General features: G+C 57.3%; 13 protein-coding genes. 10 read left to right on the forward strand and 3 right to left on the reverse strand.

Annotated features, from left to right (window positions below):
• Nucleotides 1-18: 18 nt before the first annotated feature.
• The 5 genes from SERS4_RS0123860 (at nt 19) to SERS4_RS0123885 (ending at nt 6,651) form a co-directional block, all read left to right on the forward strand.
• Nucleotides 19-1,509, forward strand: coding sequence for an aldehyde dehydrogenase family protein (locus SERS4_RS0123860; protein ID WP_017894295.1), 1,491 nt, complete (start codon nt 19-21; stop codon nt 1,507-1,509).
• Complete coding sequence (locus SERS4_RS0123865; protein WP_017894296.1) at nt 1,510-2,544, forward strand: cupin domain-containing protein; 1,035 nt, start codon at nt 1,510-1,512, stop codon at nt 2,542-2,544. It abuts the gene before it with no gap.
• Nucleotides 2,545-2,613: 69 nt separating this feature from the next.
• Nucleotides 2,614-3,477, forward strand: coding sequence for a fumarylacetoacetate hydrolase family protein (locus SERS4_RS0123870; protein WP_017894297.1), 864 nt, complete (start codon nt 2,614-2,616; stop codon nt 3,475-3,477).
• 85 nt (nt 3,478-3,562) lie between these two features.
• Entirely contained in the window at nt 3,563-4,036 is a 474-nt protein-coding gene (greB, locus tag SERS4_RS0123875; protein WP_017894298.1) for a transcription elongation factor GreB, read from the forward strand.
• A gap of 281 nt (nt 4,037-4,317) precedes the next feature.
• Nucleotides 4,318-6,651 (forward strand): Tex family protein, encoded by a 2,334-nt coding sequence (locus tag SERS4_RS0123885; protein ID WP_017894300.1) that lies wholly within the window; start codon nt 4,318-4,320, stop codon nt 6,649-6,651.
• Nucleotides 6,652-6,689: 38 nt separating this feature from the next.
• Here SERS4_RS0123885 and SERS4_RS27105 read toward each other — a convergent pair whose 3' ends face one another.
• Nucleotides 6,690-6,848, reverse strand: coding sequence for a hypothetical protein (locus SERS4_RS27105; protein WP_156816667.1), 159 nt, complete (start codon nt 6,846-6,848; stop codon nt 6,690-6,692).
• A gap of 445 nt (nt 6,849-7,293) precedes the next feature.
• Between SERS4_RS27105 and feoA the strand changes: the two genes are divergently transcribed.
• The 3 genes from feoA to SERS4_RS0123905 all read left to right on the forward strand — a co-directional run bounded on the left by feoA (nt 7,294) and on the right by SERS4_RS0123905 (nt 10,144).
• Entirely contained in the window at nt 7,294-7,518 is a 225-nt protein-coding gene (gene feoA, locus SERS4_RS0123895) for a ferrous iron transporter A (protein ID WP_012147303.1), read from the forward strand.
• A gap of 71 nt (nt 7,519-7,589) precedes the next feature.
• Nucleotides 7,590-9,905 carry a Fe(2+) transporter permease subunit FeoB gene (gene feoB, locus SERS4_RS0123900; protein ID WP_017894302.1) on the forward strand — a complete coding sequence of 772 codons (2,316 nt, stop codon included), beginning with the start codon at nt 7,590-7,592 and terminating at the stop codon, nt 9,903-9,905.
• Nucleotides 9,905-10,144, forward strand: a complete 240-nt coding sequence (locus tag SERS4_RS0123905) for a FeoC-like transcriptional regulator (protein WP_012147305.1) — start codon at nt 9,905-9,907, stop codon at nt 10,142-10,144. Before feoB ends, SERS4_RS0123905 begins: the two co-directional genes overlap by 1 nt.
• Before the next feature lie 54 nt (nt 10,145-10,198).
• Here SERS4_RS0123905 and SERS4_RS0123910 read toward each other — a convergent pair whose 3' ends face one another.
• Both SERS4_RS0123910 and bioH read right to left on the reverse strand, forming a co-directional pair.
• A complete protein-coding gene (locus SERS4_RS0123910; RefSeq protein WP_012147306.1) occupies nt 10,199-10,480 on the reverse strand; it encodes a YdgH/BhsA/McbA-like domain containing protein in 282 nt (93 codons plus the stop codon).
• Nucleotides 10,481-10,724: 244 nt separating this feature from the next.
• Entirely contained in the window at nt 10,725-11,519 is a 795-nt protein-coding gene (gene bioH, locus SERS4_RS0123920; RefSeq protein ID WP_012147307.1) for a pimeloyl-ACP methyl ester esterase BioH, read from the reverse strand.
• 42 nt (nt 11,520-11,561) lie between these two features.
• Between bioH and gntX the strand changes: the two genes are divergently transcribed.
• Nucleotides 11,562-12,245 (forward strand): DNA utilization protein GntX, encoded by a 684-nt coding sequence (gene gntX, locus SERS4_RS0123925; RefSeq protein ID WP_017894304.1) that lies wholly within the window; start codon nt 11,562-11,564, stop codon nt 12,243-12,245.
• A gap of 67 nt (nt 12,246-12,312) precedes the next feature.
• On the forward strand, nt 12,313-12,888 hold the full coding sequence (gene nfuA / locus SERS4_RS0123930) for a Fe-S biogenesis protein NfuA (protein WP_012147309.1): 576 nt from the start codon (nt 12,313-12,315) through the stop codon (nt 12,886-12,888).
• Nucleotides 12,889-12,922 lie beyond the last annotated feature (34 nt).

Here is a 12,922-nt window from a genome sequence, read left to right on the forward strand (position 1 = left end):
TGCATCACAGGAGCGGTTATGCAGACAGGTGACCAGACCCACTCAGCCAGGCCAAAAGCACTGCACTGGATCGATGGCCAATGGCTGGATTCGCCCAAACAAGGCATCAGTATCAGCCCGGCGGATGGCTCCGAACTGGGAGAATTTGCCGACGGCGGCACCGAGGAAGCCGCGATGGCGATTGCCGCCGCCCAACGTGCATTTGTGCCGGCCTGGAGCCGCGACCGGCAGCTGCGGGCCCGCTGCCTGAATCAAATGGCCGATCGATTTGAACAGCATGCGGAAGCCCTGGCCCGGATCCTGGCGCAGGACAACGGTAAACCGCTGAGCGAAGCCCGCTTTGAGGTTCAGTTCATTCCCAGCAAACTGCGCTACGCCGCCGCACTGGCACTGACCACTTACGGGCGTGCCATGGAGATCCAGCCCGGTGCCTTATCCCGGGTGCTGTACGAGCCGCTGGGCGTGGTCGGGGTGATCACTCCGTGGAATTCACCGGCCATTCTTACCATCAGATCGCTGGCCCCGGCGTTGGCCGCGGGCAATACCGTCGTCATCAAACTTCCGGCTCAGACCGCTCAAGTTAACGCGGCATTCGCCCGCATTCTGGCCGAAGTCGACAGTCTGCCACAGGGGGTGGTGAACCTGTTCACCGAAAGCGGCAGCGAAGGTGCCATGTTGCTGGTCAGCAGCCCGGCAGTCCCGGGCATCAGTTTTACCGGCAGCACCCGCACCGGACGCACATTGGCGGCCAACGCCATGCAGCGGGTCAAACGCATCTCGCTGGAATTAGGTGGGAAAACGCCGCACCTGTTGTTCGAAGACGCCGACCTGGATCGCGCCTTGCCGATGATCGTTCGTTCACTCACTACCTTCAGCGGTCAATTCTGTGTTACCGGCAGCCGTTTACTGGTGCAGCGCGCGATCTATCCGCAGGTTAAAGCCCGCATGGCCGCCTTGCTGGAGGCGGTAAAAATCGGGCCGTCGCTGGAGCCGGGCGTTGAGTTGGGGCCGTTGATCGACCAAAAAAGCGTCCTGCGGGTCGATGCCATGGTCACTGCCGCGCTGGCCCAGGGGGCCAAGGCCGTGGTTCGCGGTGGACCGGTAGTGGAAGGCCCCCTGGCCAAAGGCGCGTTCTACCGGCCGACCCTGCTGGAAGTGCCCAACAGCGATATGGACATTGTGCAGCAGGAGGTTTTCGGGCCGGTGTTGACGCTGGAGGCCTTTGACGACGAAGCGCAAGCGATCGCTTCCGCCAATCATAGCGACTACGGGTTAGCCGCCAGCATTTGGTCAATGGATGCCAACCGTCCGCACCGGGTAGCGCGGGAAATTCAGGCCGGCAGCGTGTGGATCAACGACTGGGCGCAAATTCACGATGAGTTCGAAGAGGGCGGATACAAGCAGAGCGGCCTTGGCCGTTTGAACGGCATCGCCTCACTGGACAGTTTTATCGAATACAAACACGTCTATCAAAATGTGGGGGTTTCTGCCCCACAAAGGGAGTGCTAAATGAGCATCGATATTCAGCAATTGCAAAAAAAGCACCTGTTTCCGCTGTGGGAGTCACTGCATGGTCTGGTTCCCAATCAACCAGAACCTCAGGCCACGCCTTACCAATGGCATTATGCCGAGGTGAAAAAAGCGCTGCTGGATATCGGCTCGCAGATCGACCTCGAACGTGCCGAACGCCGCGTGCTGGTACTGGAAAACCCATCGCTGCCGCCGGGTTCGTCGCGCATCACCGACACGCTATACGCCGGGATGCAAATGGTGCTGCCGGGGGAAGTGGCCCCGCTGCATCGCCACACGCCCACCGCCCTGCGCTTTATTCTGGAAGCCGAGGGCGGCAACACCACGGTGGACGGCGAGCAGACCACTCTGCATCCGGGGGATTTTATCATTACCCCTTCATGGCGTTGGCACCAGCACCAGAATGATACCGATAAACCGATATTCTGGCTCGATGGCCTGGATGCCCCGCTGCTGCACTTTCTCAAGGCCGGGTTTCGGCAAGACCGCCTGCCCGCGGGCCAAACGCTGGAGCCACGCCCGGAAGGTGATGCCCTGGCCCGCTACGGTGCCGGCCTGATACCGCTGGAATACCGGCCAACGAGGCAAAGCCAGCCTTCTCCGATATTTAACTATCCGTATCAGCGCACCCGCGAAGCACTGGAACAATTAAAACGCCATAGCGAGATCGACCCAGCCAGCGCCATCAGCCTGCGTTATATCAATCCGGCCAGCGGTGATTGGGCTATTCCCACCCTTGGCACGGTCATCATGTTGCTGCCAGGAGGCTTTACCACCCTCGCCCAACGCGGCAATGCCAGCCAGGTGCTGGTGGTGATGGAGGGAGAACTGGAAGTCCGGTTAACCGGCGGGATCCACTTCCGGCTAAAACCGAAAGACATTTTTGCGCTGCCTTCGTGGCTCAGCTATCAGCTGTCGGCACCTGACGGCGATACGGTCTGTTTCAGCTTTTCCGATCGCCCGGTGCTGGAAAAACTGGGGATCTGGCGCCATGAAATCACGCCGGACGGCTGATGCCGTCGGCTTTACCCCTCGGCTCATCGTGAGCCTCCCTTGCATTGCCACCTTCAGAGGATCTATATCATGAAGATTTGCCGCTTTAACCAGGATCGGATAGGGATCATCCGGCAACAGCGGGTGTACGACATCACGCCGATGTTTCACGCCATAACCCCCGCCCACTGGCCCGCACCGCCTGCCGACTGGATGATTAGCCATTTCCCCGACATTGCCTCGCAGCTGGGTGCAAACTGGGAGCGGCTGGTAAGCTATCCGCTGGAACAGGTGAGCCTGAACGCACCGGTAGCCAACCCAGGCAAGCTTCTCGGCGCGCCAATCAATTACCGTGACCACATCGCCGAAGCCAATGCCGATCAGCAAATCAACCACGGCAAGGTCTACACCGATATCAGCGAATACGGTCTGTTTCTCAAGGCCAACAGCTCATTGTGCGGGCCGAACGAGATCATAAACCTGCCTGCTCCCGAGCGACGCACCGACCCAGAGGTCGAGCTGGCGGTGATCATTGGCCAACGCGCGCGCCACGTACCTCTCGAACAGGCCCTTGAGGTGGTGTTCGGCTACAGTATCGGCATAGACATGACCGTACGCGGCTCGGAGTTTCCCTCTTTTCGTAAATCGGCCGATGGGTTTTCGGTACTCGGCCCGTGGATTGTCACCCCTGACGAAATCGGCGATCCGAACACCCTGGATCTCAGCATTCGGGTCAACGGCCAACTCAGGCAGCACTCCAACACCCGCCACCTGATTTATAACGTACAACGCCTGATTGCCTATGCCTCGGCGATGTTTACCCTGTGGCCGGGAGACGTGATTTATACCGGTACGCCATCCGGCGTCTCACCGATACAGGCCGGCGATCGTATCGAGGTCAACATCGAGCGCATCGGTGCGATGTCGGTCACGATTGCCGACAACGCGTCGTAACGGCCCCTATTTTCGATGCCTCTGGCCCCGCATCTGTCGTACACTTCGCGCTATAGGTTCCACTATTGCCATGGCAACAGGTTGCATGAGAACACCGCTGATCACCCGTGAAGGGTACGACAAACTGAAACAAGAGCTGGACTACCTCTGGCGCGAAGATCGGCCAGAGGTCACTAAAAAAGTGACCTGGGCGGCCAGCCTCGGCGACAGAAGTGAAAATGCCGACTATCAGTACAACAAAAAACGGCTGCGGGAAATCGATCGCCGCGTGCGCTATCTGACCAAATGCCTCGAACAGTTGAAGGTGGTCGACTACTCGCCGCAGCAGGAAGGCAAAGTCTTCTTTGGTGCCTGGGTAGCGGTAGAAAACGAAGACGGTGAGATAAAACGCTTTCGCATCGTCGGCTATGACGAGATTTTTGGCCGCCGGGACTACATCTCCATCGATTCACCGATGGCCCGCGCCCTGCTGAAAAAAGAAGTGGGGGACGCCGCCACCGTCAACACTCCGGCAGGAGATGCGCTGTGGTATGTGAATGAGATCGAGTACGTTAAATAGAGCTGGCGACTAACAAGTCCATTATTAGGGAGAGCGTGCCGAAGGGGTCGTAGCGGGCTTGCCCGCCGGAGTTGCCCCTCGGTGCGCTAGGCCCGAGTATCTCGGGCTAAAATCAAACTTAAAAGATTTCAGTTTTTTCCGAGCGGCCGCCCGCCGCCGCGGTACAGGCCGTTTTGCGCGCCATGGCTGCCGAGAGGCGGCCCGCTTCACTGGCATTTTCCCCGCGCAATCCGTATAACTGTCCCCCTGTTTACTAACCATTCCCAACAGATACCAGACATATGAATGACCCACTGAGCCGCATTATTGCAACAGAACTGCAGGCCCGGCCGGAGCAAGTTGACTCCGCCATCCGTCTGCTGGATGAAGGTAATACCGTGCCCTTTATTGCACGCTATCGTAAGGAAGTCACCGGGGGTCTGGACGATACCCAACTGCGCCAGCTGGAAACCCGCCTGGGTTATCTGCGTGAACTGGAAGACCGCCGTCAGACCATCCTTAAATCGATCGACGAGCAGGGCAAACTGACCGAACAGCTGGCGGGGGCGATCACCGCCACGCAAAGCAAAACCGAACTTGAAGATCTCTACCTGCCGTACAAACCCAAGCGCCGCACCCGTGGCCAGATCGCGATTGAAGCCGGTCTGGAGCCCCTGGCAAACACCCTGTGGCAAGATCCTCAGCAGCAGCCTGAACAACTGGCCGAAGGCTACGTTGACGCCGACAAGGGCGTAGCGGACGTGAAAGCCGCCCTCGACGGCGCGCGTTACATCCTGATGGAGCGTTTCGCCGAAGACGCCGCGCTGCTGGCCAAGGTTCGTAATTACCTGTGGAAGCACGCGCACCTGGTCTCCAAAGTGGTGGAAGGCAAAGAAGAAGCCGGCGCGAAATTCCGTGACTACTTCGATCACCACGAACCTATTGCCCAGGTGCCTTCACACCGTGCGCTAGCCATGTTCCGTGGCCGCAACGAAGGCGTGCTGCAACTGGCGCTGAACGCCGACCCGCAGTTTGAAGAAGCCCCGCGCGAAAGCCAGGCGGAACAGATCATCATCAGCCATCTCGATCTGCGCCTGAATAACGCCCCGGCAGACGCCTGGCGCAAAGCCGTGGTCAACTGGACCTGGCGCATCAAGGTGCTGCTGCATCTGGAAACCGAACTGATGAGCACCCTGCGCGAACGTGCGGAAGATGAAGCAATCAACGTCTTCGCCCGTAACATGCACGACCTGATGATGGCCGCACCGGCCGGCATGCGCGCAACCATGGGGCTGGATCCGGGCTTGCGTACCGGGGTGAAAGTGGCGGTGGTGGATGCCACCGGCAAGCTGGTCGCCACCGACACCGTCTACCCGCACACCGGCCAGGCCGCCAAAGCCGCGGCCATCGTCGCGGCACTGTGCATCAAACACAAAGTGGAACTGGTCGCCATCGGCAACGGTACCGCATCGCGTGAGACCGAGCGTTTTTATCTTGATTTGCAACAGCAATTCGGCGAAGTCAAAGCGCAGAAAGTGATCGTCAGCGAAGCCGGTGCCTCGGTGTATTCCGCCTCCGAACTGGCGGCGCTGGAGTTCCCGAATCTCGACGTCTCGCTGCGTGGCGCCGTCTCCATCGCCCGTCGCCTGCAGGATCCGCTGGCCGAACTGGTCAAAATCGATCCGAAATCCATCGGTGTTGGTCAGTACCAGCACGATGTCAGCCAAAGCCAACTGGCGAAAAAACTCGATTCGGTGGTTGAAGACTGCGTAAACGCCGTCGGGGTTGATCTGAACACCGCTTCGGTGCCGCTGCTGACCCGCGTGGCCGGCCTGACCCGCATGATGGCGCAGAACATCGTTACCTGGCGTGATGAGAATGGCCGTTTCAGCAACCGCGAGCAGCTGTTGAAAGTCAGCCGCCTGGGGCCAAAAGCCTTCGAGCAGTGCGCCGGCTTCCTGCGTATCAACCACGGCGACAACCCTCTGGACGCCTCGACCGTTCACCCGGAAACCTACCCAGTGGTCGAACGTATTCTGGCCGCCACCCGCCAGGCACTGCAAGATCTGATGGGTAACCCGGCAGCAGTACGCAGCCTGAAGGCCAGCGATTTCACCGACGACAAGTTCGGCGTGCCAACGGTGACCGACATCCTGAAGGAGTTGGAGAAACCGGGCCGCGATCCGCGTCCGGAATTCAAAACCGCCACCTTCGCCGAGGGCGTTGAAACCCTGAGCGACCTGCAGCCGGGGATGATTTTGGAAGGTTCAGTGACCAACGTCACCAACTTCGGGGCCTTTGTCGATATCGGCGTGCATCAGGACGGTCTGGTGCATATCTCCTCGTTGGCGGACAAGTTTGTCGAAGATCCGCACACCGTGGTGAAAGCCGGTGACATCGTCAAAGTGAAGGTGATGGAAGTGGATCTGCAGCGCAAACGCATCGCGCTGAGCATGCGTCTGGACGAGCAACCGGGTGAAGGTTCACCACGCCGCGGCGGTAACGCCGCCCCGGCCAGGGACAACGCCAACCGGGCGCCGGCTAATAAGGCCAAACCGCGCGGCAACAACAACACCTCGGCGGGTAACAGCGCCATGGGTGATGCGCTGGCGGCGGCATTCGGCAAAAAATCTTAATCAGGCCCTGACCAGGCCTATGGGATGCAGGGCGGAGTTCACTCCGCCCTTTCCTGCCGAACTATCCCCGCAATTTTTTGACCCGCCTCAATAAACCTGCATATTTCTTCAATCTTGCCAACAGCCATAATGACCCGCTGTTTCAGGCCTGAAAATAGCGCTGCATAGCCATCGATTAACACCGTTATTAACATCATGTTCTCATTTTGGTATTTCTCAGAGAAACACAAATGGTTACCGCTCGTATTCAGCCAATGAGATGTTGCCAAATAAATACCGATATTGATGCCGTCGGAACAAAGCTGCCGAATTTGTCGCTAATTTTTTCAAACTGGAAAAAATCACTACAATCACGTAACTGATTTAACTCACCATTCGCATTTGCACCCCGCCAGAGCGGGTGATAAAAGTAGTCCTGTCAGGCAATCCCGATCGTAAAATGTGATCGCCACAACCTTTGGTTACCAATACCCCTATTTTTTGTATTGAATACGATAATGATTCTCACTATTATTATTTTGCGTGTTCACTGCATTACCTCATGGATTGAAAACGTCGGCAGCCCGTAGCTTTGCTCGGCGCTTCCTCAGGAACGTTCTTTTATCATCATCGGCCCAATAAGCTGGGCTCAGGGAAGGTTACATGCATCTTCAGCCTAAACGATCGTATAAGATCGCCGGCTTCGCCAATGACATTGGCCCAGCCTACCGCCAGAAACTTTTATCGCTCGGCATGCTGCCGGGTTCATCGTTTGAAGTAGTGCGCGTAGCGCCGCTGGGTGACCCAATAGAAATTAAAACCCGCCGCGTCAGCCTGGTGCTGCGCAGGAAAGATCTGGCCCTGATCCTGCTCGACGGCCAATCCTGACGCTGAGCCGCCTTGCCTTGGCCATGCACATTGCCTGGCCCCATTTCCCTTGACTGATATCACGCAAAATTATGAAAAAACTCACTATTGGCTTAATAGGAAATCCTAATTCCGGCAAGACGACGCTGTTTAACCAGCTTACCGGGGCGCGCCAGCGGGTCGGGAACTGGGCGGGGGTGACGGTAGAACGTAAAGAAGGCCTGTTCACCACGCCGCAATCCCAGGTCAAGCTGGTCGATCTGCCCGGCACCTACTCCCTGACCACCATCTCGGAGCAAACCTCACTCGACGAACAGATCGCCTGCCACTACATTCTGAGCGGCGACGCCGATCTGCTGATCAACGTGGTCGATGCTTCCAACCTGGAACGCAATCTGTACCTGACGCTGCAACTGCTGGAACTGGGTATTCCCTGCATCGTCGCGCTGAACATGCTGGATATTGCCAGAAGTCAGAAAATTGATATTGATATTGCCGCACTGTCCGCACGCCTCGGCTGCCCGGTGGTACCGCTGGTCTCCACCAAGGCCGACGGTATTGGCGTGTTAAAGCAAATGATCGACAATCATCAGTTCAACGAATTGAAAGCGCTGGTGCTCTACCCACCGGTGCTGCTGAAAGAAATGACCACGCTGAGCGACGCGATGCCGCAAAACTTGCCAAGCGAACAGCGTCGCTGGCTGGCATTGCAAATGCTGGAAGGGGATATCTACAGCCATACTTTGGCCGGCCCGGCAGCAGCTCTGCTGCCGGCAGCCAAAGAGGCACTGCGACAGCAGCAGCAGGAAGACCCGGCACTGGTGATCGCCGATGCGCGCTATCAGTCAATCACCACCCTGTGTGACGCCGTCAGTAATTCTCAGCAGGCGATGCCGAACCGCCTGACCGAAGCATTGGATAAAGTGATCCTCAATCGCTGGCTGGGGGTACCGATCTTCCTGCTGGTGATGTATCTGATGTTCCTGCTGGCGATCAACATCGGCGGCGCGCTACAGCCTATTTTCGATATTGGCTCAGCGGCCATCTTTATCCAGGGCATTCAATGGTTGGGCTACACCCTGCATTTCCCTGAATGGCTGACGATTTTCCTGGCGCAGGGGGTCGGTGGCGGTATCAATACCGTGCTGCCGCTGGTGCCACAAATCGGCATGATGTATCTGTTCCTGTCATTCCTTGAAGACTCCGGCTACATGGCGCGGGCGGCCTTCGTGATGGATCGTCTGATGCAGGCACTCGGGCTGCCGGGTAAATCTTTCGTGCCGCTGATTGTGGGCTTCGGCTGCAACGTGCCGTCCATCATGGGCGCCCGCACGCTGGATGCTCAGCGCGAACGCCTGATGACCATCATGATGGCGCCATTTATGTCCTGTGGCGCCCGATTGGCAATCTTCGCCGTGTTTGCCGCCGCCTTCTTCGGCCAGGACGGCGCGGGCGTGGTGTTCTCCCTGTATATGCTCGGCATTGTGGTGGCGATCCTCACCGGGCTGGTGTTGAAGTACACCATCATGCGCGGCGAAGCCTCCCCCTTCGTTATGGAGCTGCCGGTCTACCACGTGCCGCACCTGAAAAGCCTGCTGCTGCAAACCTGGCAGCGACTGAAAGGCTTCGTCCTGCGTGCCGGTAAAGTGATTGTGATTGCCAGCATCTTCATTGGTGGCCTGAACAGCTTTTCATTCAGCGGCAAGCCGGTGGATAACATCAATGACTCCGCGCTGGCGTCGGTATCCAAGGTGCTGACACCGCTGCTAGAGCCAATGGGCGTACACAATGATAACTGGCAGGCCACCGTCGGCCTGGTCACCGGGGCCATGGCGAAAGAAGTGGTGGTCGGCACGCTGAACACGCTGTACACCGCCGAACGCATCAATAACACCGAGTTTGACGCCGCCAACTTTAATCTGTTGGACGAACTGGGCGGTGCCCTTGATACCACCTGGCAGGGCTTGAAAGACACCTTCAGCCTGAGCGTGCTGTCCAACCCGATTGAGGCCAGCAAGGGTGACGGGGAAATGGACGTCGGTTCTATGGGCGTGATGAGCAGTAAATTCGGTTCAGGAATCTCCGCCTACAGCTACCTGATCTTTGTGCTGCTGTACGTCCCCTGCGTCTCGGTCATGGGGGCTATCGCCCGTGAATCCAGCCGTGGCTGGATGACCTTCTCCATTCTCTGGGGGCTGAATGTCGCTTACTCGTTGGCCACGCTGTTTTATCAGGTCGCCACCTTCAGCCAGCATCCGCAATACAGCCTGACGGCGATCGTCATTGTGGTGCTGTTCAATCTGTTGATCCTGTTCGGCCTGCGCCGGGCGCGCAGCCGGGTAACGGTTCGCCTGGGCAACGCCACACCTGCAGCATGCTGTCAGAGTGGCAAGGGAAACTGTCACTGATGGCCGGCCTGTTGCAGATCCGCGATGCATTGGCGCTGCACGGAAACGTGCAGGCGCTGCAACTCAGCCGTCAGTTGGCCGCCCCGCTGCCGTTAGTGCAGGCCATGCTGGAGCGTTTAATTGCAATGGGGAAAGTGGAGCGAATCGAGCAGGATAACAGCGCCTGCCTGAGCGGCAGTTGCAAGAGCTGCCCTGAGGGCCAGAAGTGCAGCAGTACCGTGGTGTATCGTTTGAAGTAATGGAGGTTGGGGCGCAGCACAAAGCACGCCCCAACTTAACTGATTCAATCGTTATTATTTGTCTTTATACACGTCAGCAGTAGCGCTGAATTTACCGTGTTCACGGCCAGCAATGATCACATAATACTGACCGCCTTTCTCATCAGCCAGTTTGGACAGTTCTTCTTTTGCATCCATTGGCGACGTGGTCTGTGCGGTAGTAGACACCGAACCCACTTTCTCGTATTTACCCGGATTCTTGGCCAGATCTTCCTTGGTCAGCAGGGTGGCTGCCATGGTGCTGAAAGACACTGAACCTACAACTAACGCGGCAATAATCATTTTCAAAGATTTCATTACATTACCTCTCAATGGATAGTTTATTTATTATGAAAGCTGTCCAGAGTAAATGCGTCATAACACCAGTTGCCGTGACATCTGCTGACCTCGTTGCTTTCCCTGACGAGAGCCGTTTCCCAGAGACGAAACGCCAAAGTGAAAAAACCATGGGTGATTTTTTCATTTTCAACCAACGCAGTTACCCCCTTAAGTATCGGACAGCTTTATTTTTTATCCACTAAACCGCTCTTTTTTTAGCGCTTTATTGTGCGTTTTGGCGGCAGATCCCATTTTCGGCCACAAAAGTGCCAATAATTTCTGCAAATTCATCAGGCTGGGAAATGAATGGCGCATGAGCCGCTTTCGCAATGATGATTGATGACGAGTGAGGCCAACTGACGTCGAGCAATCCGGCGACCTTACGCGGCACTAATCCGTCCAGATAACCGTAAATCCGCAACAGTGGCAGTGACAGCCCCGCCAAAGACTGACGGAGGTCAGCGGTCCGCAGTATCTCAAGCCCGCCGTTCAGTATTTCAACGCTCGGCATCGGCTGGTTAAGCACCACCGATTTCAGCAGGCGGGCGTCCTGCCGCGCACTTTCCGTGCCCAACGTTTGTAATGCCAGAAAACGCTCTACGGTGCGCTGGAAATCCTGGCTCAGCTGATGCTGAAAACCACTCAGCACCTCCGGGCGGATCCCCGGCCAATCATCCTGCGCCGCAAAACAGGGTGAAGAGGCCACGGTAATCAACCCATGCACCCGTTGTGGCTGCGTCAACGCAATCTGGCTGGCCACCAACCCGCCGAGCGACCAACCCAACCACCAGGCCTGCGCCGGCGCGGCGTCCAACACAATTTCCGCCATTTGCTCAAGCGACATGGCAGCAAAACCCTGGCTGCGGCCATAACCCGGCAGATCGACCAGATGCAGACGAAAATGCGGCGTCAGCCGCTCAAGCATGCAACTCCATACTTCCGCGTTCAGCCCCCAGCCGTGCAGCAGCACAAGATCGCGATCGCCTTCACCTATTGTTTGCCAGTACAACGCTGTCATCGGTTATTGTCCTTTCATTCTCATCCGTCAGGGAGGACGGCTATGCTATCAATCTACAGCCGCTGTTGGCTATGCCGACAGCCATTACGCCTCAGCCATCATGGCATTTGCAGCTATTGCCTGCGCCACCTGCCGACCAAGCCCTTATGCTGCCCCCGCTGCGGCCTGCCCGCCGGCGATACCGCATTACCCTGTGGCCGCTGCCTGCAGCAACCGCCCCCCTGGCAGGCACTGGTGTTCGTCAGCGATTATCAGGCCCCATTGCGTCAGCTAATCAAAAAATTCAAGTTTCAGCATACGCCGGAGCTGGCGCCGCTGCTGGCCCGGCTAATTTTGCTAAACTGGCAACAAGCGCATCGAGAGCAGTATTTGAACAGACCCGATGTGATTTTAGCGGTACCCTTGCAGGCAAAACGTTGCTGGCGACGCGGCTATAACCAGAGCAACCTGCTGGCACGACCGCTGGCCTACTGGTTGGGCTGCGACTACCGCCCCGCCGCCCTGAGCCGGGTACGCAAAACCGCCCCACAGCAGGGGTTGCCGGCCCGCATGCGGCGGCGTAATCTGCGCGGAGCATTTCGTTGCCATGAATCCCTCGAGGGCCGACACATCGCCCTGCTGGACGATGTAGTAACGACGGGCAGCACGGTGGCAGAAATTGCCAGGTTGTTGCAGCGGCAGGGCGTGGCATCAATACAGATTTGGTGCGTTTGCCGCACGTTGTAGTGCCACGGCAATGGGCGTATTATAACCTAGTATTAAAGTCAACTATTTGAACTAACGAGCTAATGCCATGATTCGTATAACAGATACTGCACAGGAACACTTTGCCAAACTGCTGGCAAATCAAGAGGAAGGCACCCAAATCCGCGTATTCGTGATCAACCCGGGTACGCCTACGGCCGAATGCGGTGTCTCTTATTGCCCGCCGGACGCGGTTGAAGCAACAGACACCGAACTGAAGTTCGAAAAGCTGTCCGCCTATATCGACGAACTGAGCAAGCCTTATTTGGACGATGCCGAAATTGACTTCGTCACCGACCAACTGGGCTCGCAGCTGACGCTCAAAGCGCCAAACGCCAAAATGCGCAAAGTGGACGACAACGCACCGCTGATGGAGCGTGTTGAATACGTACTGCAGTCACAGATCAACCCACAGCTGGCAGGCCACGGTGGCCGTGTGACGCTGATGGAAATCACTGATGACAGCCTGGCGATCCTGCAGTTCGGTGGCGGCTGTAACGGTTGTTCCATGGTCGATGTGACCCTGAAGGAAGGCATCGAGAAAGAGCTGCTGCAGAAGTTCCCAGAACTGAAAGGCGTGCGCGATTTGACCGAGCACCAGCGCGGCGAACACTCCTATTATTAATCCCCTGTTCCAGGGCAACATGCCACACAGCGGA

Origin of the sequence: Serratia sp. S4 (assembly GCF_000347995.1) — a bacterium.
Lineage (GTDB): Bacteria > Pseudomonadota > Gammaproteobacteria > Enterobacterales > Enterobacteriaceae > Serratia > Serratia quinivorans.

Excerpts from the sequence above, each read along its gene's own strand:
- SERS4_RS0123885 (WP_017894300.1), top strand. The coding sequence starts at position 4,318 with ATGAATGACCCACTGAGCCGCATTATTGCAACAGAACTGCAGGCCCGG.
- greB (WP_017894298.1), top strand. The coding sequence starts at position 3,563 with ATGAGAACACCGCTGATCACCCGTGAAGGGTACGACAAACTGAAACAA.
- feoB (WP_017894302.1), top strand. The coding sequence starts at position 7,590 with ATGAAAAAACTCACTATTGGCTTAATAGGAAATCCTAATTCCGGCAAG.
- feoA (WP_012147303.1), top strand. The coding sequence starts at position 7,294 with ATGCATCTTCAGCCTAAACGATCGTATAAGATCGCCGGCTTCGCCAAT.
- SERS4_RS0123870 (WP_017894297.1), top strand. The coding sequence starts at position 2,614 with ATGAAGATTTGCCGCTTTAACCAGGATCGGATAGGGATCATCCGGCAA.
- gntX (WP_017894304.1), top strand. The coding sequence starts at position 11,562 with ATGCTATCAATCTACAGCCGCTGTTGGCTATGCCGACAGCCATTACGC.
- SERS4_RS0123865 (WP_017894296.1), top strand. The coding sequence starts at position 1,510 with ATGAGCATCGATATTCAGCAATTGCAAAAAAAGCACCTGTTTCCGCTG.
- bioH (WP_012147307.1), bottom strand. The coding sequence starts at position 11,519 with ATGACAGCGTTGTACTGGCAAACAATAGGTGAAGGCGATCGCGATCTT.
- SERS4_RS0123860 (WP_017894295.1), top strand. The coding sequence starts at position 19 with ATGCAGACAGGTGACCAGACCCACTCAGCCAGGCCAAAAGCACTGCAC.
- SERS4_RS0123910 (WP_012147306.1), bottom strand. The coding sequence starts at position 10,480 with ATGAAATCTTTGAAAATGATTATTGCCGCGTTAGTTGTAGGTTCAGTG.
- SERS4_RS0123905 (WP_012147305.1), top strand. The coding sequence starts at position 9,905 with ATGGCCGGCCTGTTGCAGATCCGCGATGCATTGGCGCTGCACGGAAAC.
- SERS4_RS27105 (WP_156816667.1), bottom strand. The coding sequence starts at position 6,848 with ATGATGTTAATAACGGTGTTAATCGATGGCTATGCAGCGCTATTTTCA.
- nfuA (WP_012147309.1), top strand. The coding sequence starts at position 12,313 with ATGATTCGTATAACAGATACTGCACAGGAACACTTTGCCAAACTGCTG.